This is a genomic window from Streptomyces sp. NPDC006385 (genome assembly GCF_040612485.1).
Taxonomy (GTDB): Bacteria; Actinomycetota; Actinomycetes; order Streptomycetales; family Streptomycetaceae; genus Streptomyces.
In genome coordinates this window covers 16,405-35,174 of sequence record NZ_JBEXQG010000023.1, presented here as the reverse complement: position 1 = coordinate 35,174, position 18,770 = coordinate 16,405, and the positions used below count along the sequence as shown (strand labels likewise).

Here is an 18,770-nt window from a genome sequence, read left to right as displayed (position 1 = left end):
TGCCGGGCATGCTGCGCTGTGCACTCCATGTCAGCTGACACGCACTCCCCGTCAGCGCCCCCGGACATACTCTGGATGTCCACGCGGGAGGGACGTCGGGCCATGCCGTCGGATGCCAAGATCCTCATCGTCGACGACCACGAGGACACGCTGTACGCGCTGGAGAGCGTCCTGGCGCCGCTGGCCTACCGGCTCGCCCGTGCCACCAGCGGTGACGAGGCGCTCAAGCAGGTACTCCGGGGACAGGTCGGCCTCCTGCTCCTGGACGTGCGCATGCCCGCCGTCAGCGGCCTGGACGTGGTGCGCTACATGCGACGCCTGGAACAGACCCAGCACATACCCGTCATCCTGCTCACCGGCTTCGGCGCGGACCACGCACTGAACTCCACCGCCTTCCGGCTCGGCGTCGCCGACCTGGTCGTCAAGCCCGTCGACCCCTGGTCGCTGCGCACCAAGGTCCGCTACCTGTACGACTCCTACCAGCGCCACCGCGCACTGGAGCAGGAGATCCGCGAGTTGCGCGCCCTGGTCAAGGACGACCCCGGGGTCCGCACACCAGGCCCGGGCGGCGCCCTTCCCCACCCCGACGCCCGTGTCCCGCCGCAGCGCGACAGCCCGGCCGAGACCTCGGTCACGGACCGGACATAACGCACGTACTGATCCACCCCTGTGCCTCGTCAGTGCCATCAGGCAGCATGTCCTGCATGTCCGTACTCACGCGCGACGAAGCGCAGATCCGTGCCCAGCTCCTCGACGTCCACCGCTACACCGTCGAACTCGACCTGACCACCGGGGACGAGACCTTCGACTCCCGCACCGTCATCCAGTTCACCACGCGCGCGGACCAAGCGGACACGGACACCTTCGTCGAGATCAAGCCGGCCGAGCTGCGCTCCGTCACGCTGGACGGACAACCCCTCGACCCGGAGAGCCTGGACGAGAACCGGCTGCCCCTGAAGAACCTCACCGCCGGTGAGCACGAACTGCGCCTCGACGCGGCCATGCGCTACTCCCGCACCGGCGAGGGCATGCACCGCTTCACCGACCCCAGCGACGGCGAGACCTACGTCTACACCCAGCTGTTCATGGAGGACGTCCAGCGCGTCTTCGCCGCCTTCGACCAGCCCGACCTCAAGGCCGTCTTCGACCTGTCCGTCAAGGCCCCCGAGGGCTGGACCGTCCTCGCCAACGGCATCACCGAACACCTCGGCGACGGCCGCTGGCAGGCCGCGCCCACCCCGCCGATCTCCACCTACCTCGTCGCCGTCGCCGCCGGACCCTGGCACTCCGTGCGCACCGAACACCGCGGCCTGCCCTTCGGCCTGCACTGCCGCCGCTCGCTCGCCCCCTACCTCGACACGGACACCGACGAACTCTTCGAGGTCACGCGCGCGTGCTTCGACCGCTACCACGAGAAGTTCGACGAGCCCTACCCCTTCGACTCCTACGACCAGGCGTTCGTCCCCGAGTTCAACGCCGGCGCCATGGAGAACCCCGGACTGGTCACCTTCCGCGACGAGTTCGTCTACCGCTCCGCCGTCACCGACACCGAACGCCAGACCCGCGCCATGGTCATCGCCCACGAGATGGCCCACATGTGGTTCGGCGACCTCGTCACCCTGCGCTGGTGGGACGACATCTGGCTGAACGAGTCCTTCGCCGAGTACATGGGCTACCAGACCTGCGCCGAAGCCACCCGCTTCACCGACACCTGGACCGACTTCGGTGTCGCCCGCAAGGCCTGGGGCTACGACGCCGACCAGCGCCCCTCCACCCACCCCGTCGCCCCCGAGGCCGTCGACGACACCGCCGCGGCCCTGCTCAACTTCGACGGCATCTCCTACGCCAAGGGCGCCTCCGCGCTGCGCCAGCTCGTGGCCTGGCTCGGCGAGAAGGACTTCCTCGCCGGCATCAACACCCACTTCGCCCGCCACAAGTTCGCCAACGCCACCCTCGCCGACTTCATCGACTCCCTCGCCTCCGCCACCGAACGCGACGTCCACGCCTGGGCCGACACCTGGCTGCGCACCACCGGCGTCGACACCCTCACCTGCGAACTCCGCTCCGCCGACGGACACTGGCACCTCGACCTGCGGCACCTGGGCAGCCGTGGCGTGTGGTCCCAGCCCGATCCCACGAAGAACCGCTCCGGCCTCACCCACCTGGCCACCCTCGAGTCGGCCGGCGGCAGCCGCCCGCACCGCATCGGCATCGGCCTGTACGACCACGACCTCCACGATCCGCGCAGCCTGACCCGGCGCAACCTCCTGGAGGCGGACATCCCCAGCACCGGCGACATCGGCATCAGCTCGGCCGGGCCGCGCCCCGCACTCGTCGTCCTCAACGACGGCGACCTCACCTACGCCAAGGTCCGCTTCGACACCGACTCCCTCGCCACCGTCCAGGCGAACCTCGCCGGACTGCCCGAACCGCTCACCCGGGCGGTCGTCTGGAACGCCCTGCGCGACGCCGTCCGCGACGGCGAACTCGCCGCCACCGCCTACCTGGAGACCGCCCGCACCCACCTCCCGCACGAGACCGACCTCGCCATCGTCCAGGGCGTCCTCGCCTTCGCCACCACCCAGATCGCCGACCGCTACCTCCCCTCCGACAGGCGCCCCGCCGCCCTGGCCACCCTCTCCTCCCTCTGCCGCGACCTCATCCGCCGCACCGAGGACGGCGACAACCCCGGCCTGCGCCTGATCGCCGTACGGCACTTCATCGACGTCGCCGCCCACCCCGACACGATCGCCGCCTGGCTCGCCGACGGCACCGTGCCCGGCGGACCCGAACTCGACCCCGAACTGCGCTGGCGTGTCCTCGGCCGCCTCGCCGTCCTCGGCGCCGTCGACGAGGCCGCGATCGCCGCCGAGCTGGAGCGCGACCCGAGCGCCACCGGCCAGGAGGGCGCCGCCCGCTGCCGGGCCGCCCTGCCCGACGAGGAGGCCAAGGCGAAGGCCTGGGCCGCCATGTTCGCCACCGACGACAGCACCGACCTTTCCAACTACCTCTTCACCGCCACCGCCCAGGGCTTCTGGCAGCCCGAACAGGCCGACCTCGTACGCCAGTACGTGCCCCGCTACTACCCGGACGCGGTCGCCGTCGCCGCCCGCCGAGGCCCCGCCATCGCCGACGCCGCCGGCCGCTACGCCTTCCCCGCGTACGCCGTCGACGCCGACACCCTGCGACTGGGCGAGGAGTGCCTGCGCGACAGCGCCCCGATCCCGGCGCTGCGACGCAAGCTGGTCGACCAACTCGACGACCTGGCACGAGCGTTGCGGGTGAGGGAAAGCTAGTCCTCGCGACGTAGGGCTTGACTGGTTCCTCCGGCCGATGCGACGGGCCGATCTTCCTTCCTAGGGTCGACAGGCCCAGAACGATCAGCCCTCAGCCACGGAGGAACCCCGTGATCGCAGTGACCGGTGCCACCGGCAACGTCGGCCGTGCCCTCGTCGAACGGCTCGCCGCCGCGGGCCGACCCGTGCGGGCGCTGACCCGCGATCCGGGGCGGGCCGGCCTGCCCGCGCGCGCCGAGGTCGTCAGGTTCGAACCCGGCCGGCCCGACGCCCAGCTCGCCGGGGTGACCAAGCTGTTCCTGTACATCCAGGCCGTCGGCGAGCACACCCCGGCCTTCCTGGCGGCGGCCCGCGAGGCCGGGGTCCGACACGTCGTCCTGCTGTCCTCCGGGATCATCCAGGAGGGCGCCGACGAAACCCACCCCATCCACGTCATGCACGCCACCGTCGAGCAGCAGATCCGCGACAGCGGCCTGGCATGGACCTTCCTGCGACCCAACGCCTTCGCCGTGAACGCCCTCCAGTGGGCCCCGCAGATCCGCGCCGGCCGCACCGTCCGCGGCGTCTTCGCCGACGGGCTGACCGCGCCGATACACGAGGACGACATCGCCGCCGTAGCCGAACGCGCCCTCCTCGACGACGGCCACGAGGGTGCCGTCCACCGGCTGACCGGCCCTGAAGCGATCACCAACGCCGGTCAGGTCGAGGCGATCGGCCGGGCCGTCGGCCGCGACCTCGAATTCATCGAAGTGCCACCGGACCAGGTAAGCCCCGAACTGATCCCGTTCGTGCCGCCGCACATGCTCCAAGCCCTGCTCAAAGCCTTCGAGGCCACCGTCGGCGCCACCCCGGAGATCACCGGCACAGTGGAAAGGATCACCGGCGACCCCGCCCGCACCTTCGCCCAGTGGGTACAGGACCACGCGGCCGACTTCCGGGCCTGACAAAGCCCCTTACTCCGCAGTCCTCGACACGCCGCCCCGACACGCTTTCCCCGCACGCGAGTTCCCCCTTTCGGGTTCCGATCGTTGGGCTTTTCGGGCGCCACGCCCTATCCGCGTACAAGCTGGAAGTCCTTCTTGTCCCGCGCCCGGGAGGACACGATGAGCACGCCGCCGTCGCTCGCTTCAGGCCCTGAAGGCCCCCACGCCCTGCGGCCGTTGCTCGACACCGTGCTCGCCGCGCTGGACGAGGGCGCCCGGGCACGCGGGGGACCGCTGCCCTCGGGCGGACCGGACGCGGTCGCCGCGCGCGTGCGCGACGCGGTCGGGGACGTCCTGCCGGACCAGGGCGACCCGAACGCCCTCCACCACCTCGTCCGAGCCCTCGCCGAGGGCGCCGCCGACCCCGCGGACCCCCTGTGCACCGCCCACCTCCACTGCCCGCCCCTCGCCCTCGCCACCGCCGCCGACCTCGCCGCCTCCGCCCTCAACCCCTCCCTGGACTCCTGGGACCAGGCGCCCGGCGCGGCGGAGCTGGAAGCGCTGGTGACGGAGGCGCTCGCGCGGGAGGTCTTCGCCGCCCCCGCCCCTCACGAAACCCCTCCCGCCCCCCACGAAACCCCTCCCACCCCCCACGAAACCGCCGTCACCACCCGGGACCCCCAAGCCGGCCCACCCCGGCGCCACCCCTCCGCCCTCGTCACCACCGGCGGCACCGAGTCCAACCAACTCGCCCTCCTCCTCGCCCGGGAGGCCCACGGCGCCGGTGTCCGGCTCGTCCACGGGGCGAACGCCCACCACTCGCTGCCCCGAGCCGCCTGGCTGCTCGGCCTGCCCGAACCCGTCGTCGTACCCGCCCCCGCCGGCACACTCGACCCCGTCGCCCTCGACGAAGCCCTCACACGGCTGTCCGGGCCACCCGGCTCGCTCCTGGTCGCCGCCACCGCCGGCACCACCGACGCCGGGCTCATCGACCCCCTCCCGGACATCGCCGCCCTGTGCGCCGCCCACCGCACCCGGCTGCACATCGACGCCGCCTACGGCGGGGGCCTCCTCCTCAGCGACCGGTACCGCGACCTGCTCACCGGCCTCGCCGCCGCCGACACCGTCGCCCTCGACCTGCACAAGTTCGGCTGGCAACCCGTCGCCGCGGGACTCCTCGCCGTCCGGGACCCGCGCGACCTCGCCGTGCTCCACCACCGCGCCGACTACCTCAACGCCGACGACGACGCCGAAGCGGGCCTGCCCGACCTGCTCGGCCGCTCCCTGCGCACCAGCCGCCGCCCCGACGCCCTCAAGATCGCCGTCACCCTCAAAACCCTGGGCCGCAGCGGCCTCGGCCGACTCGTCGACCAGGTCTGCGACACAGCGCGCGCATTCGCCGCCCTCGTCCACGACCACCCCGGGTTCGACCTCTACGACCCGCCCGCCCTCAGCACGGTCCTGTTCCGGCCCGCGCACGCCACCGACGACGACATCGCCGCCGTACGCCGAAGGCTGCTCACCGACGGCCGCGCCGTCCTCGGGCGAGCCCGCATGGACGGGCGCCTGTGGCTCAAAGCCACGCTCCTCAACCCCCGCACGCGCCCGGACGACCTGGCCGCCCTCCTGAAACTGGTGGAAGGAAACACCCCCCGATGAGCCCCCAGAACAACCCCCACACCGAGCCACACCACGACCCCGACACCCCCCGCGACCTCGTCGGCATCGGCATCGGCCCCTTCAACCTCTCCCTCGCCGCCCTCGCCCACCCCCTCGCCGAACTCGACGCCGTCTTCTACGAACAGCGCCCCTCCTTCGCCTGGCACCCCGGCCTGATGATCGACGGCGCACGCATCCAGGTCCCCTTCCTCGCCGACCTCGTCACGCTCGCCGACCCCGCCAGCCCCTGGTCCTTCCTCAACTACCTCAAGAACCGGGACCGGATCTTCCCCTTCTACTTCGCCGAGCGCTTCCACATCCAGCGCGCCGAGTACGACGCCTACTGCCGCTGGGTCTGCGAGAACCTCCCCGCACTGCGCTTCGGCCACCAGGTCGACGCCGTCCGCTTCAACCCCGAACACGACGTCTTCGAAGTCGACTTCACCCAGATCGGCCAGGAAGGGCAGGCCGAGGCCCTCGGCCGCACCTACACCAAGAACATCGTCCTCGGCATCGGCACCGAGCCCTACGTCCCCGACCCGCTCAAACCCCTCGTCGAGGCACCCACCGTCCCCGTCATCCACGCCGCCGACTACCTCGACCACCGCGAGACCCTCCTCGCCGCCGAGCACATCACCGTCATCGGCTCGGGCCAGTCCGGCGCCGAGGTGTTCCTGGACCTGCTGCGCCACCGCCCCGCCGGACGCGAGCGGCTCCACTGGCTGGGCCGCACCGAGGCGTTCGCGCCCATGGAGTACTCCAAGCTCGGCCTGGAACACTTCACCCCCGACTACACCCGCTACTTCCACGCCCTCGCCGAACCGGTCCGCGACAAACTCGTCACCTCCCAGTGGCAGCTCCACAAGGGCATCGACGCCGGCACCCTCGCCGCCATCCACGACGAGCTCTACCGCCGCACGCTCGACGGCGGCTGGCCCGACACCGTCCTCACCCCCGGAGTCCACGTCCGCACCGGCGGCCGCATCGCCACGACCAAGGTCGAACTCCACCTGGAGCACATCCACCAGAACACCCGCTCGCGCCTGACCACCGACGCCGTCGTCCTCGCCACCGGCTACCGCGAACGCTCCCTCGACCGCCTCCTCGCCGGCCTCGACCCCTACCTGCGCCGCGACAGCCAGGAACGCCCCCGCATCGACGACCAGCACCGCCTCGTCATGGACCCGTCCGTCACCGGCTCCGGCTGCCACGCCTACGTCCAGAACGCCGAACGCCACACCCACGGCGTCGGCACCCCCGACCTCGGCCTCGCCGCCTGGCGCAGCGCCGGCATCCTCAACTCCGTCACCGGCAAGGAGACCTACCGCCTCCCCACCCGCACGGCCTTCACCACCTTCGGCCTGCAACAGCGAGAGCCCCGGATCCCGGCCGCGCGTCAGCCGATGGTGCTGACACCGCTCATGGACGGGATCTGAGGCTCCCCTGCGAAGGCTTACGGCCCGGCTAGAACACCGGCGTGCCGTCCCGCGTCAGCTTCCAGTCCACCGACGCGAAGTCCTTCGGGTCCAGCACACCCTTCGCGGTCACCCACTCCGCGATCCGGGTGCGGATCTCCGTCGACTCCGACCACAGCTCCTGGGCCGACGCCACATGCGGGAACGCGCCACCGCCGTTGGCCCGGTAGTTGTTCACCGCGAACACGAACTTCTGGGCGTCCTCCAGCGCGGCACCGCCGTAGGCGAGGTTCTTGATCCGCGAACCCGCCGCCTGCGCGATGTCGATCTCGTACGACAGCCCGGAGACGTAGTCGTAGTTGTAGTCCGGGCGGCCGCCGGCGTTCGTCAGCTTGTCGACCTCGACGGCCGCGTCCGGCGCCGTCCGCACGAAATACTCGGCCGAGTACTCCAGGTACGCCTTGAGCTGCGCACCCGTCATCAGCTTGGCGACCAGCGTGTTGTCGTACACATACAGGCTCGACAGATCCCGGATGGTCACGTCACCCGCCGGGATCTGCGAGGTCCGGGAGAACGGGGACGCCTGCGAGATCACCGGCAGCCCGGCGTACTCCGTACCCGCCAGCGCCGCCTTGACCACGTCCTCCTGGACCTTCGTGATCAGGTCGATGATCGGGACGTCCTTGTAGCGCGCCTCGACCGTCGTCAACGCCTCCGTCGCCGTGCCCACGACCTGGTTGACGTACTCCACGACGATGTCGTGATCGTCCTTCAGCAGCTTGGTGATCTTCGGGTCGTCGGCGACCGTCTTCGAGTCGCGCACCGACGCCGACACCGACTCCACCTTCCAACAGCCCTTCTCCAGGACCAGCTCGAAGTCGAACAGCGACAGCCGCTGCGCGAAGCACAGCGGCTCCGACAGCACGACCGTCCGCCCCGTCTTCTCGTTCGTGACCAGCAGCTCCGCGATCTCCGTGTGCGCGTGCCCCACGAGGATCGCGTCGATCCCCGGCACCTGCTGCGCCACCAGCGCCGCCGAGTTCTCGATGTACGGCAACTGGTCACCGTACGACGACGTCCCCGACGATCCGGAGTGCGCCGACACGACCACCACGTCCGCACCCATCGAGCGCAACTTCGGCACCCACTTCGCGGCCTGCTCCTCCAGACCCGGGAACACCATCTTGCCCTCGACGTACGCCTTGTCCCAGATCGCGATACCCGGGTTGGTCAGACCGAGCACCGCGACCTTCACCGGCGGGGCGCCCGGCACGCGGAACTTCTTGATGAAGTACGGCGGGAAGGCGGGCTTCAGCGTCTTCGCGTCCAGCGCGTTCGCACCCAGCAGCGGGAAGTCGCACTGGTCCTCGAACTTGCGCAGCGTCTCGATGCCGTAGTTGAACTCGTGGTTGCCGAGCGCCACCGCGTCGTACCCGATCGCGTTCATCGCCGCCGCCATCGGGTGGACCGGGCCACCCTTCGCGGTGATCGGGTCGACCTTCGCGTAGTAGTACGTCAGCGGAGTGCCCTGAATCGTGTCGCCCGCGTCGATGAGCAGCGTGTTGCGGCGGCCCTTCTCCGCACGGACCTGGTCCACCAGCGTCGAGACACGCGCCAGGCCCTTCGCGTTGCCCTTGGCGTCGGAGTACTCCGCGTCCTTGAAGTAGTCCCAGTTGAAGACGTTGCCGTGCAGATCGGTCGTGCCCATCACCGTCAGCGCGTACCGCTTCTTCGGCCGGGAGCCCTTCGCCGCCGGCGCGGCCTGTGCCGCCGGGGCGCCCACCGCACCGGTCACCGCCACCCCCGCTCCGGTCACGGCTGACTTCTTCAGGAACTTCCGGCGGTTCAACGGCATCAGTGCTTCTCCCAGCGGGAACGGTCAACAACGCGCGTAGATTCTGACCTGGGCATGGCGAGCTGCAACAGACCCCGCAGGTTTCGATCTGATGACCTACCGGGTCCGAAGCCGAGCAACCGATGACAGAGTGGGACGTATGACCGCACCCTCACAGGAACTCCCGCCCGCCGTCCCCTACGGCACCCCCGACGCCCCCCGCATCGCCGTACGCGGCGAGGCCCGCCTCGAAGTCGACCCGGAGATCGCCCGCATCGGCGTCCTCGTGACCTCCCGCGGCAAGGACCGCCGCACCGCCCTCGACGACCTCACCCGACGCAACACCCGCGTCCTCGACCTCATCAAGACCTACGGCGACGCGGTCGAGCGACTGGAGACCGGCTCCTTCTCCACCAGCCCCGAACTCAAGGACAAAGGCCGCGGCGAACGCGTCCACGCCTACCACGGCCGCGTCCACATCACCGCCGTACTGACCGACTTCACCGCCCTCGGCGAACTCACCACACGCCTCGCCGACTTGGAACTCACCCATGTGGACGGCCCCTGGTGGGCCCTGCGCCCCGACTCACCCGCCCACCGCGAAGCACGCCAGCAGGCCGTACGAGAAGCCGTCCAGCGCGCACGCGAATACGCCGAAGCACTGGGAACCTCCCTCGCCGCACTCGTGGAACTCGCCGACATCGGCGCCGAGAACGCCCCGCCGCCCTACCCGCAGGCCCCCGGCGGCCGCATGCGCTCCATGGCCTACGGCGCCGCCGAAGACTCCGAGGCCGCCCCCCTCGACCTCGAACCCCAGCGACAGCGGGTCCACGCCCAGGTCAACGCCCGGTTCACGATGGCGCCGCCCCGCCTGTGACGAAAACGCCGACCCCGGAGTGAATAACTCCCGCGGGGTACTCCGAATTGCTCATCGGAGCACCCCGCCGCACAATGCAACACCGGCCAACAACCCTTCATGTAAAGGTTGTTGGGTGGTCACACGCGACAAATTCGCTACCCGCCGGTAAGTCATAGAGTCGACCCATGCGCCGAGCGAAAATCGTCTGCACCCTGGGCCCCGCCACCGACTCGTACGACCAGATAAAGGCACTGGTCGACGCCGGCATGGACGTCGCCCGGTTCAACCTCAGCCACGGCAGCCACGCCGACCACGAGGAGCGCTACCAGCACGTACGCAAGGCCTCCGACGAGACCGGCCGCAGCGTCGGCATCCTCGCCGACCTTCAGGGCCCGAAGATCCGCCTCGGCCGCTTCACCGAAGGACCCGTACTCCTCGAACGCGGGGACACCTTCACCATCACCGTCGAGGACGGCGCGGAGGGCGACCGCCAACAGTGCGGCACCACCTACTCCGGCCTCGCCGACGACGTCACCCCCGGCGAACGCATCCTCGTCGACGACGGCAAAGTATGCCTGGAAGTCACCTCCGTCGACGGACCACGCGTCCACACCACGGTGGTCGAAGGCGGCATGGTCTCCGACCACAAGGGCCTGAACCTCCCCGGCGTCGCCGTCTCCGTCCCCGCCCTCTCCGAGAAGGACGAGGCCGACCTGCGCTGGGCCCTGCGCACCGGCTTCGACGTCATCGCGCTGTCCTTCGTCCGCTCCGGCCGCGACATCGAGGACGTCCACCGCATCATGGACGAGGAGGGCCGCCGCCTCCCCGTCATCGCCAAGGTGGAGAAACCACAGGCCGTCGAGGCGATCGACGACATCGTCGCCGCCTTCGACGGCATCATGGTCGCGCGCGGCGACCTGGGCGTCGAAATGCCCCTGGAGCAGGTCCCGATCGTCCAGAAGCGCGCCATCAAACTGGCCAAGCGCAACGCCAAGCCGGTGATCGTGGCGACGCAGATGCTCGACTCCATGATCGACAACTCCCGCCCGACCCGAGCCGAGGCCAGCGACGTCGCCAACGCCGTCATCGACGGCACGGACGCGGTGATGCTGTCCGGCGAGACGAGCGTCGGCAAGTACCCCATCGACACGGTCCGGACCATGGCGAAGATCGTCGAGGCGGCCGAGGAGGACATCCTCGCCAAGGGCCTGTCGCCCCTGACCGAACGCAACAAACCCCGCACCCAGGCCGGCGCGGTGGCCCGCGCGGCCGCCGAGATCGGCGACTTCCTCGGCGCCCGCTTCCTCGTCGCCTTCACCCAGTCCGGCGACACGGCCCGCCGCCTGTCCCGCTACCGCTCCCCGATCCCCCTGCTGGCCTTCACCCCGGAACCGGCGACGCGCTCGCAGCTCAATCTGACGTGGGGTGTGGAGACGTTCCTGGGCCCGCACGTGGAGTCGACGGACGCGATGGTCGACCAGGTGGACGAACTGCTGCTGAAGTACGGCCGCTGCAAGAAGGGCGACACGGTCGTCATCACGGCAGGCTCACCGCCCGGGGTGTCGGGCTCGACGAACATGGTGCGGGTGCACCGCATCGGGGAGGACGACAGCCCGAAGTAGCGGGCGGAGGGCCCCTCTTGAGGAGGGGCCCTTTGGGGTGGTCAGCGCTTGGGGCCTACGTGGGGGGTGGCCAGTGTCGCTGGTAACTGATCGCGACGACACGCAGCAAAAAGCGGATGTTCACGAGAAGGTGAACATCCGCCTTTTTATGGCAACCTTGGAATCCAAGGAAAGGTGCCCCGGGTCGGATTCGAACCGACGCTGAATGGGTTTTGAATCCATGGCCTCTGCCGCTGGGCTACCGGGGCCCCTTCGAAATGAAGGTCAGCGGTTACCCGCCGTGCCTCCACCTTACCGCAGCTAGGTACCCTCATGTCAGCAGTACCCCTGCCCCTGAACGAGGAGCCCCCGTGACCGCCCCCGAGTCGCCCCAGCCCGTAGACGCGCCCGACGACGACAAGTCGCACGTGCCTCCGCTGACGACCCGTGTCGTCATCGCCGAGGACGAGGCGCTGATCCGGCTCGACCTCAAAGAGATGCTCGAAGAAGAGGGGTACACCGTCGTCGGTGAGGCCGGTGACGGTGAGCAGGCCGTCGAGCTGGCCCGTGAGCACAAGCCGGATCTTGTCATCCTCGATGTGAAGATGCCGAAGCTGGACGGTATTTCGGCGGCGGAGAAGATCGCCGAGGAGAGCATCGCGCCGGTGCTGATGCTGACGGCGTTCTCGCAGCGGGATCTGGTCGAGCGGGCCCGGGATGCCGGGGCGATGGCGTATCTGGTGAAGCCGTTCAGCAAGAGTGACGTGGTGCCGGCGATCGAGATGGCGGTGTCGCGGTTCACGGAGCTGAAGGAGTTGGAGAAGGAGGTCGCGGACCTCACCCAGCGCTTGGAGACGCGGAAGCTGGTGGACCGGGCGAAGTCGATTCTTCAGACGCAGTACGGGTTGACGGAGCCGGCGGCGTTCCGGTGGATCCAGAAGACGTCGATGGACCGGCGGATGTCGATGCAGCAGGTCGCCGAGGCCGTCATCCAGGACGCTGAGGAGAAGAAGGCGGCCAAGGGCTGATGTGATGCCCGGTGCCCCGTGTGCATGAGTGAGGCCCGCGCCCCGGCTGGGGACGCGGGCCTCATCCGTGTGAGCGGGTGATCAGTCCTCGCCGAGGTAGGCCTTGCGCACCGATTCGTCGTGGAGCAGGTCCTCTCCGCTGCCGGAGAGGACGATCTTGCCGACTTCCATGACGTGGCCGTGGTCGGCCAGGGAGAGTGCGGCCTGGGCGTTCTGCTCGATGAGCAGGATGGTGGTGCCCTGGGCCTTGAGCTCCTGGATGGTGGACATGATCTTCTGCATCATGATCGGGGAGAGGCCCATGCTGGGCTCGTCGAGCATGAGCAGTTTCGGTCGGGACATCAGCGCCCGTCCCATGGCGAGCATCTGCTGCTCGCCGCCGGAGAGGGTGCCTGCGGCTTGCTTGCGGCGCTCTCCGAGGATGGGGAAGAGGTCGTAGGCGCGTTTGATGTCCTTCTCGATGCCTTCCTTGTCGTTGCGGAGGAAGGCGCCGAGGCGGAGGTTGTCCTCGATCGTCATGCGGGGGAAGATGTGCCGCCCCTCGGGGGAGTGGGCGAGTCCCAGGGAGACGACCTTGTGGGCGGGGATCTTCTTCAGTGACTTGCCGTCGAAGCGGATGTCGCCGGAGACCGGTGTGAGCAGTCCGGAGAGGGTGCGCAGGGTGGTGGTCTTGCCGGCGCCGTTGGTGCCGATGAGGGTGACGACCTCGCCCGCGTTCACCTTGAACGAGATGCCTTTGACGGCTTCGATCTTGCCGTAAGCGACCCTGAGGTCTTCGACCTCGAGCAGTGCGGTCACTTGTCGTCCCCTTCCGTGGTGCTCTGCGTCTCGGCCTCGGCCTCGGCCTCCGCGGCCTCGACTTCGGCGGCTTCCTCCTTGCCGGGTGCGCCCTCGAAGGGCTCACCGAGGTAGGCGGCGATGACGCGTTCGTCGGCTTGGACGACTTCGGCGGGGCCTTCGACGATCTTCTCGCCCTGGACGAGCACGGCGACCCGGTCGCAGAGGTTCATGATGAACCGGATGTCGTGTTCGATGACGAGGACGGCGATGCCCTTGTCCCGGATGGCGAAGATGAGTTCTTCGGCGGCCCGGGTCTCTTGCGGGTTCATACCGGCGGTGGGTTCGTCGAGCAGGAGCAGACCTGGCTCGCTCGCGAGGGCCCGGGCGATTTCCAGCTTGCGCTGTTCGCCGTAGGGGAGGTTACGGGCGAGGTGGTCGGCTTTGGCGGCGAGGCCGGTGAACTCCAGGAGTTCCATGGCGCGGGCGCGGGATTCCTCTTCGGCCCTCTTGAAGCCCGGCAGCCGAAGCAGCGCGGACCACAGGCCTTCCTTGGTGCGGGTGTGCCGTCCGACCAGCACGTTTTCCAGAACGGTCATGTTGGCGAACAGCCGGATGTTCTGGAAGGTGCGGGCGATGCCGGCCTGGGTGACCAGGTGTGGCTTGGGCGGCAGGATGGTGCCTTTGTAGGCGACCTTGCCTTCGGTCGGCACATAGAGGCCGGTGAGGCAGTTGAAGAAGGTCGTCTTTCCGGCGCCGTTGGGGCCGATGAGGCCGACGATCTCGCCGGTGTTCACGGTGAGGTCGACGTCGCGTACGGCGGTGAGGCCGCCGAAGCGCATGGTGACGCCGCTTGCGTCGAGCACCGTGGTGCTGGTGGGTGTGGTCGTGGTGGTGGTCATGGCGGTCACGCCCCTGCCTTGGCGACGCCGGTCGCGCCTTCGGGCAGCGACTTGTCCTCCGGTACGTCGAGCTGTCCGGTCTCGTGGAATTCGAGCTGCTTCCTGCGGTCGGCGACCAGGCCCTCGGGGCGGAAGCGCATCAGCAGCATCAGTGCGACGCCGAAGAGGAGCAGCTGGTACTCCGCCATGAACTGGAGCTTGGCCGGGATGAGGTAGAGCAGTGCGGCGCCGATGAGGGGGCCGCTGATGGTGCCCATGCCGCCGAGGATGACGGCGGCGAGCAGGAAGGCCGAGTTCGGCGGTACGGGGCCGGCGAACTCGTACTGCTCGGGGGTGACGCTGTACGAGACGTGTGCCTGGACGGTGCCCGCGAGGCCGGCGAGGGAGGCGCCGAGGGCGAAGGCGAGGAGCTTGAGGCGGAAGCCGTTGATGCCCATCGCGGTGGCGGCGGTCTCGTCTTCGCGGATGGCGACCCAGGCGCGGCCGATGCGGGATTCCGCCGAGCGGCGGAAGACCATGACGACGATGGCGGTGAACAGCAGCATCAGCAGGTAGTAGTTGCCGGAGCGGGTGAGCTCGTGGCCGAGGACGTTGTGGGGCAGCCCGAGGTTGAATCCGAAGATCTCCAGGTCGGGGATGTTCGGGATGCCGTTGGCGCCGTTGGTGACGTCCGGTCCGCTGTTGCCGTTCAGGTTGTTCATGGTGATGCGGAAGATCTCACCGAAGCCGAGCGTCACGATGGCGAGGTAGTCGCCGCGCAGTCGCAGGGTCGGAGCGCCGATCACCACGCCGAAGATCAGTGAGGCGGCGGCGCCGGTGAGGACGGCTGCCCAGAAGGGGAAGTGGACGCCGATGCTCGACTGGGGGGAGCCGGAGACCAGGGCGGCGGCGTAGGCGCCGACGCCGAGGAACGCGACGTATCCGAGGTCGAGGAGGCCGGCGAGGCCGACGACGACGTTGAGGCCCAGGGCGACCGTGGCGAAGATCAGGATGTTGGCGCCGATGAGGGCGAACTGGTCGTTGGTCTGGGTGAAGGGGAAGCAGATCGCCGCGACGAATGCTGCCGCCATGGCGACGTTGCGGTGCTTGGCGGTGAGGGCCGACAGGCGCTTGAGGAGTCCGGCGCGGGTGACGGCGGTGAAGCCGAAGGCCGCGATGATGAGGAAGCCGATGAACAGCTCGGAGTACTCGGTGCCGATGCCGTACGCGAACACGTACAGGCCGACGCCGAAGCCCGCGGCGATGATCAGGATTTCCGCCCAGGAGGGCAGTTCCTTGGCGCGGCTGGGTTCGGGGGCGGTGAGGGAGTGGCGGATCCGGCCCCAGAGGTTGGGGTGGGGGTCCTCGGCGCCGTAGGGCTGGTCGACCGGGAGGCCGAGGGCGCCGATCACGGCGATGAGGGCGCCGACGCCGGAGACCCAGGCGCCGGGTTCCAGGTTGACGAGGCCGCCGAGTTCGTAGCTGATGGCGCCCATGGCGTAGCCCGTGATGCCGAGCACGCCGAGGGCGGCGAGCAGGACGGGGCTGTTCTTGCCGCCGGGGGTGAGCCAGCCGAGGCCGCGGATGCCGTAGCCGGAGAGGGCGAACAACAGGGTCAGCACGGAGCCGACGAGGGTGAGGACCTGGAGGCCGCCCGGGTAGCCGGTGACGGTCAGGTTGCCCGGGAACTCCTCGGTCCAGGTCCAGGCGAGGAAGGTGCCTATGAGGGCGAGGGCGGAGCCGGCGACGGTCAGCGCGCGTGCCGCGGGGTGCGGCAGCGGGATCATCGGGACGGCCGTAGCGGTGGACACCTTGGTGGTGTCGGTGGTCTTGTCCATGGGGGTCTCGGTGGTCATGGGTATCACGCCCGATCCGCGACGCGTTCGCCGAGCAGGCCCTGTGGCCTGAACAGGAGGACGAGGATGAGGAGGGCGAACGCCCACACGTCCTTCCAGGCGCCGCCGCCGAAGAGGTCCATCCCGGGGATGTCGCCGATGTAGCCGGTGGCGAGGGACTCGGCCACGCCGAGGACGATGCCGCCGAGCATGGCGCCGTAGATGTTGCCGATGCCGCCGAGGACGGCGGCGGTGAAGGCCTTGAGGCCCATCAGGAAGCCCATTTGGAAGCCGACTTGGCCGTTCTTCAGGCCGTAGGCGACCGCGGCGATGGCGGCGAACGCGGCACCGATGGCGAACGCCATGACGATGATGCGGTCGGTGTTGATGCCCATCAGCTTGGCGGTGTCGGGGTCCTGGGCGGTGGCCTGCATGCCGCGGCCGGAGCGCGTCTTGGTGACGAAGAGGCCGAGGGCGAGCATGCACAGCGGGGCGGCGATCAGGACGAAGAGGTCGCCGCGCTGGACGTTGGCGCCCAGGATGTCGATGGGGCCGCCTTCGAACTGCGGGAAGGTCTGGTCCTTCTTCGCGTCCGGGTACCACATCCACACGGCCTGCTGGAGGACGATGGACAGGCCGATGGCGGTGATGAGGGGTGCCAGGCGTGGCGCTGTGCGCAGTGGCCGGTAGGCGAAGCGTTCCGCCGCGGTGGCGACGGCGACCGAGACGATGACGCCGGCGAGGATCATGAGGGGGATCGCGGCGCCGAGGGCGAAGCCTTCGGGGAGTACCAACCAGACGGTGAGGGCGCCGAAGCCCCCGACCATGAATATCTCGCCGTGGGCGAAGTTGATGAGCTGGACGATGCCGTAGACCATCGTGTAGCCGATCGCGATGAGTCCGTACATCGCGCCGAGGATGAGTCCATTGGCCAGCTGTTGCGGCAGTTCGTTCACCGCAGGGCCTCCGTGGAGTGGTTCGGATATGGCGCCGCGCGGGAGCGCTGGTGGGCGCTCCCGCGCGGCCTGGATCAATGTGTGATGGGGGAGTGCTCTCTACTCGTCCTCTGCTCAGTCCAGCTTCGGGGAGGCGCTGTACTCGGGCGCCCACGCCTTGTTCTTGATCTTGTAGGCGGTCATCATCGTGTTCGTGGTGTCACCGAACTCGTCGAAGGAGATGGTGCCGGTGACGCCGTCGAACTTGACCTTGGCCATGGCGTCGAGGACCGCCTTGCGGCCGTCGGAGGGGAGCTTGCCGTCGTTGCCCTCGACCGCCAGCTTGACGGCCTCGATGATGGCCCAGGTGGCGTCGTAGGTGAGGCCGCCGTAGGCCTCGTAGTCGTCCTCGTAGTTCCCGGCCTCGTAGTTCTTGATGAACGTCTTGGCGGATTCGAGCTGCTCGACCGGCTTGCCGACGGAGGTGGCGAGGTCGCCCTCGGCCTTCTTGTTCAGCTTCGGGTACTCGGCGGAGTAGATGCCGTCGCCGCCCATGAGGGGGATGTTCTGGCCGCTGTCCTTGAGCTGCTGGCTCAGCGGGGCGGCCGCCGGGTATTCGCCGCCGTAGTAGAGGGCCTCGGCGCCGGTCTTCTTGATCTTGGCGACCACGGCGTTGAAGTCACGGTCGTCGGGGTTGATGTGGTCGGTGCCGACGATCTGGCCACCGAACTTGGTGAAGTTCGTCTTGAAGGAGGCGGCGAGGCCGGCGCCGTAGGTCTTCTGGTCGTCGATCAGGTAGACCTTCTTGATCTTGGCCTTGTTGTAGAGGTAGTCGGCGGCGAAGGCGCCCTGGACCTCGTCGGTGGTGGCCGTGCGGAAGAAGGTCTTGAACTGGCGGACCGACTTGCCGGTCTTCCAGCCGTCGCCCTGGGTGAGCTCGGTGCCGGTGTTGGCGGGGGAGACCTGGGTCAGGCCGGCGTCGTTGAACGGCTTCTGCATCTGCTGCGAGACGCTGGAGTTCAGCGGGCCGACGACGCCGAGGACGTCCTTGTTGCTGATGAACTTCTGGGCGTTCTGCTGGCCGACGGAGGGCTGGGCCTGGTCGTCGAGCGGTTCGAGCTTGAACTCGACGCCCTTGACGTACTCGTCCTTGTTGGCCGTCTTGACTGCCAGGTCGGCGGAGTTGCGGATACCGAGGCCGAGGGCCGACAGGTCGCCGGTCAGCGGGGCGTCGACGCCGATCACCACAGTGGTCTTGTCGCCGTTGCTGCTGTTGCCGCCCTCGTCACGCGACCCACAAGCCGTGAGTGTCAGCGATCCCGCCGCGAGCGCGGCGGTTATGGCGATGATCGAACGTTGACGCACGAATCAGGTCCTTTCCCTGGCACGGCGGCTCCCCGTGGAACGCGCCGAGTCGAGCGCTTGGCCGAAGTGGCTTCGAATCCGGTGGCTCGGTGACTGGCGGTGACTCTAAGCGCGTGAAGGGAACATGGAGGAGGCTCTGACCAAGGCTGTGACGCTCTTGTTATGACACGGGGTAACACAGAGCGGTACTGCGTGGGGGGAAGAGTGGATTTCCAGCCGATTCGCCCTGTCCGCATAGTGAGAACTCGCAGCGTTCGCGCGTAGCTTCTTCACGAGTGTTCACGGGTTTTGGTGATGACGGCAGGTCGTTGCTGAAGGCTACCCGAGGGCTCTGGCCGCCTTGCGGGAAGGGTGCTCGCCGA

14 protein-coding genes and 1 tRNA gene are annotated in these 18,770 nt (G+C 69.0%); 8 read left to right on the top strand and 7 right to left on the bottom strand.

Annotated elements, in window-relative coordinates:
* Positions 1–102 precede the first annotated feature (102 nt).
* The 5 genes from ABZ078_RS19615 (at position 103) to ABZ078_RS19595 (ending at position 7,314) form a co-directional block, all read left to right on the top strand.
* Positions 103–648 carry a response regulator gene (locus ABZ078_RS19615; RefSeq protein WP_356576873.1) on the top strand — a complete coding sequence of 182 codons (546 nt, stop codon included), beginning with the start codon at positions 103–105 and terminating at the stop codon, positions 646–648.
* A 47-nt stretch (positions 649–695) separates the two neighbouring features.
* A complete protein-coding gene (gene pepN / locus ABZ078_RS19610; protein ID WP_356576871.1) occupies positions 696–3,296 on the top strand; it encodes an aminopeptidase N in 2,601 nt (866 codons plus the stop codon).
* 110 nt (positions 3,297–3,406) lie between these two features.
* The gene (locus ABZ078_RS19605) at positions 3,407–4,240 is read left to right on the top strand and encodes an NAD(P)H-binding protein (RefSeq protein WP_356576869.1); all 834 of its coding nucleotides are present in this window, start codon (positions 3,407–3,409) and stop codon (positions 4,238–4,240) included.
* A gap of 159 nt (positions 4,241–4,399) precedes the next feature.
* Positions 4,400–5,878 carry a pyridoxal-dependent decarboxylase gene (locus ABZ078_RS19600; RefSeq protein WP_356576867.1) on the top strand — a complete coding sequence of 493 codons (1,479 nt, stop codon included), beginning with the start codon at positions 4,400–4,402 and terminating at the stop codon, positions 5,876–5,878.
* Entirely contained in the window at positions 5,875–7,314 is a 1,440-nt protein-coding gene (locus ABZ078_RS19595; RefSeq protein ID WP_356576865.1) for a SidA/IucD/PvdA family monooxygenase, read from the top strand. Before ABZ078_RS19600 ends, ABZ078_RS19595 begins: the two co-directional genes overlap by 4 nt.
* 28 nt (positions 7,315–7,342) lie before the next feature.
* Here the strand turns inward: ABZ078_RS19595 and ABZ078_RS19590 are convergent, their stop codons facing one another.
* Positions 7,343–9,148, bottom strand: coding sequence for a 5'-nucleotidase C-terminal domain-containing protein (locus ABZ078_RS19590; RefSeq protein WP_356576863.1), 1,806 nt, complete (start codon positions 9,146–9,148; stop codon positions 7,343–7,345).
* A 139-nt stretch (positions 9,149–9,287) separates the two neighbouring features.
* On the opposite strand from ABZ078_RS19590, the gene ABZ078_RS19585 reads away from it, so the two are divergent.
* Together ABZ078_RS19585 and pyk are read left to right on the top strand one after the other, a co-directional pair.
* Positions 9,288–10,004 carry an SIMPL domain-containing protein gene (locus ABZ078_RS19585; protein ID WP_356576861.1) on the top strand — a complete coding sequence of 239 codons (717 nt, stop codon included), beginning with the start codon at positions 9,288–9,290 and terminating at the stop codon, positions 10,002–10,004.
* A 167-nt stretch (positions 10,005–10,171) separates the two neighbouring features.
* Positions 10,172–11,608: a pyruvate kinase gene (gene pyk / locus ABZ078_RS19580; RefSeq protein WP_356576859.1), complete on the top strand. Its 1,437-nt coding sequence runs from the start codon at positions 10,172–10,174 to the stop codon at positions 11,606–11,608.
* A gap of 175 nt (positions 11,609–11,783) precedes the next feature.
* Here pyk and ABZ078_RS19575 read toward each other — a convergent pair.
* Positions 11,784–11,856, bottom strand: a tRNA-Leu gene (locus ABZ078_RS19575).
* Positions 11,857–11,958: 102 nt separating this feature from the next.
* Here ABZ078_RS19575 and ABZ078_RS19570 point away from each other — a divergent pair.
* Positions 11,959–12,615, top strand: coding sequence for a response regulator (locus ABZ078_RS19570; protein WP_356576857.1), 657 nt, complete (start codon positions 11,959–11,961; stop codon positions 12,613–12,615).
* An 81-nt stretch (positions 12,616–12,696) separates the two neighbouring features.
* On the opposite strand, the gene ABZ078_RS19565 is transcribed toward ABZ078_RS19570, so the two are convergent.
* From ABZ078_RS19565 to ABZ078_RS19545, 5 genes are all read right to left on the bottom strand, one after another.
* Complete coding sequence (locus tag ABZ078_RS19565; protein ID WP_356576855.1) at positions 12,697–13,413, bottom strand: ABC transporter ATP-binding protein; 717 nt, start codon at positions 13,411–13,413, stop codon at positions 12,697–12,699.
* Positions 13,410–14,294 carry an ABC transporter ATP-binding protein gene (locus ABZ078_RS19560; protein WP_356576853.1) on the bottom strand — a complete coding sequence of 295 codons (885 nt, stop codon included), beginning with the start codon at positions 14,292–14,294 and terminating at the stop codon, positions 13,410–13,412. The genes ABZ078_RS19565 and ABZ078_RS19560 overlap by 4 nt, the downstream gene beginning before the upstream one ends.
* 5 nt (positions 14,295–14,299) lie before the next feature.
* Positions 14,300–16,111, bottom strand: coding sequence for a branched-chain amino acid ABC transporter permease (locus ABZ078_RS19555; protein ID WP_356577001.1), 1,812 nt, complete (start codon positions 16,109–16,111; stop codon positions 14,300–14,302).
* A gap of 23 nt (positions 16,112–16,134) precedes the next feature.
* On the bottom strand, positions 16,135–17,064 hold the full coding sequence (locus tag ABZ078_RS19550) for a branched-chain amino acid ABC transporter permease (protein ID WP_048585761.1): 930 nt from the start codon (positions 17,062–17,064) through the stop codon (positions 16,135–16,137).
* 114 nt (positions 17,065–17,178) lie between these two features.
* Positions 17,179–18,393, bottom strand: coding sequence for a branched-chain amino acid ABC transporter substrate-binding protein (locus tag ABZ078_RS19545; RefSeq protein ID WP_356576999.1), 1,215 nt, complete (start codon positions 18,391–18,393; stop codon positions 17,179–17,181).
* Positions 18,394–18,770: the final 377 nt, after the last annotated feature.